The sequence below is a fragment of the Clostridium intestinale DSM 6191 genome (assembly GCF_900130055.1).
Lineage (GTDB): Bacteria > Bacillota > Clostridia > Clostridiales > Clostridiaceae > Clostridium_T > Clostridium_T intestinale.
This window is the reverse complement of the sequence record NZ_FQXU01000006.1, coordinates 300,454-302,475: the sequence shown is the minus strand read 5'-3', so window position 1 is coordinate 302,475 and position 2,022 is coordinate 300,454. Positions and strand designations below refer to the sequence as shown.

Annotated in this window: 2 pseudogenes; both read right to left on the bottom strand. The window is 39.9% G+C overall.

Annotation, left to right across the window (positions count from 1 at the left end):
* Nucleotides 1-709: pseudogene (locus tag BUA92_RS23275) on the bottom strand (hypothetical protein); the annotation flags it as partial.
* Between the two features lie 290 nt (nt 710-999).
* A pseudogene (locus BUA92_RS23020) lies at nt 1,000-2,022 on the bottom strand (collagen-like protein); the annotation flags it as partial.

The window sequence follows — 2,022 nt, the reverse complement described above, 5'->3', positions numbered from 1 at the left end:
CTCCTGTTGCTCCAGTTGTTCCAGTTGTTCCAGTTACTCCTGTCACTCCAGTTACTCCTGTTGCTCCTGTTACCCCTGTTATTCCTGTTACCCCTGTTGCTCCTGTTACCCCAGTTATTCCTGTTACTCCAGTTGCTCCTGTTGCTCCGGTTGCTCCGGTTGCTCCAGTTGTTCCTGTTACTCCAGTTACTCCTGTTACTCCTGTTACTCCTGTTACTCCAGTTATTCCTGTTGCTCCAGTTGTTCCAGTTGTTCCAGTTGCTCCTGTTGTTCCAGTTATTCCAGTACCACCTGTTGGACTAACAATATCATCTTCTACTATAACCATAGTTGCTTTTACTGGAACAGTAGAAGCTAAAATTGCTGTACCTGATCCAATATAGTCTAATGTCAGAGCAACAGGCGCTGTACTAACCTCTATAATACCAAACCCTACTACTTCACCTGTTTTAATAGGCATATTACCTTCTAAAATATCTCCCTGTGAAGATACAGCTGCAAATATAACTGAATTTGGAGCTGTTGCAGTTTGAACCGCTACCCACCAATTAAGAACATACCTTGCTGCTTCATTAAATGTTATTACTCCTGTTACTGGGTTATAACTAACATTTCCTGCTGAGTAAACAATATTGTCAAAAATAATGTTTGATCCAGATGATATATTTTCTACTGCTAAACGCTCTAGCTGTAAAGCTATATTACTCATAATTTTCCTCCTTACATATAAAATTTAGCTTATGGTCTTATTTAACCTAAAGCTTGTCATTTTATAATATGTTTACAACAAGAGCATAGTTACAATTGATGTATTTCAGTGTATTTTTATATACTTTTATATGTATTAATGTAAAAATATAGTAATTACAAGAAAACATAACAGCTTATATATTCGAAAATTATTATAAAAATTATAAACTTTATTTTCATATAAAAATGCCCCCTGGTCTAAATTATAAAATATATACCAAGGGGCAAAATATTACTTTCTATCAACTTTTAAGTCAGATGATTTATACTCCATATAGTCCCTGGAGCTCCTCCTCCAATATCCAAAGGAATCGTTAATCCATCTGCTTCATAGAATAATCCGACAGTATCTCCTGCAGTCAACTCGACTTCTCCGGATAATGTTACTGTACCACTTCCTAATATAGCTCTTAATGTTAATACTAAAGCAACATTAACATTAAGAAGTGGGAACAATCCACTTATTAAGTCAGTTGTAGTTGGCGTAATTCTACGAACTGTGAGGGCTGGATCAATTCCATCTCCTAACGATACAGTTATCGCTGCTGTTGTTGCAAAATTAATTGTAGCTTCTATATTATATCTTCCAGTAGCAGGTACTGTATAAATACCAGTCGTTGGGTCAAAGCTAGCACTTGTAAAGTATGGACTGGTAACAGTCCATCCAGTTAACTGAGTACTTGCTGCTGTTGTAAATGTTGGTAAGAAAGCCGCAAATCCTTCTGTCAAAACAGATGTTCCAGTGGCTCCTGTTGCTCCTGCTAATGCCATTGCTATATAATCTGAAGAAGTATCTGGAGTTCCAGCTGGAAGTATACTTGTAACTATATAAGTTCCTCCATTGTAGGTTACTACTTGCCCTGTTTGATAATTTGGTGCTTCTACAGGATCAAATGCTACTAATCCAGCAAGTCCAGCTCCGGTTGCTCCTGTCGCTCCTGTTGCTCCGGTTTCTCCAGTTGCTCCGGTTGCCCCAGTTACCCCAGTTTCACCTGTTGCCCCTGTTGCTCCTGTTACTCCTGTTACTCCAGTTTCACCTGTCGCTCCTGTTGCTCCGGTTTCTCCAGTTGCTCCTGTTACTCCTGTTACTCCGGTTTCACCTGTTGCTCCAGTTACTCCGGTTTCACCAGTTACTCCTGTTGCTCCTGTTACTCCTGTTTCACCAGTTGCTCCAGTTACTCCGGTTTCACCAGTTACTCCTGTTGCTCCTGTCGCTCCGGTTTCACCTGTTACTCCAGTAGCTCCGGTTTCACCAGTTGTTCCAGTTACTCC